Source organism: Polynucleobacter sp. AM-25C3, assembly GCF_018882335.1.
Classification (GTDB): Bacteria; Pseudomonadota; Gammaproteobacteria; order Burkholderiales; family Burkholderiaceae; genus Polynucleobacter.
The window spans coordinates 1-214 of record NZ_JACVOS010000055.1 but is presented as its reverse complement, the minus strand read 5'-3'; the positions used below and the strand labels follow the sequence as shown (position 1 = coordinate 214).

The window sequence follows — 214 nt, the reverse complement described above, 5'->3', positions numbered from 1 at the left end:
CGCTAAGCAGTGGCGGTAGCCAGACCCTCCTGAGCGGCGCTATTGTGAGTGGTCTTACGGTAAATGATGGTGGTACTCAAGCTGTTGGTAGTGGCGGTATTGCAAGTGCTACTACGGTAAATGATGGCGGTACTCAAGCTGTTAGTAGCGGTGGTAGTGCGATTAGTGCGACCATCAGTTCTGGCGGTAATCAAGCTGTTTATGGTGGTGCTAG

General features: G+C 51.9%; 1 protein-coding gene. It reads left to right on the top strand.

Annotated elements, in window-relative coordinates:
- Positions 1 to 214: AIDA repeat-containing protein (locus ICN12_RS10835; protein ID WP_216272517.1), on the top strand; the 214-nt coding region annotated here is incomplete at both ends.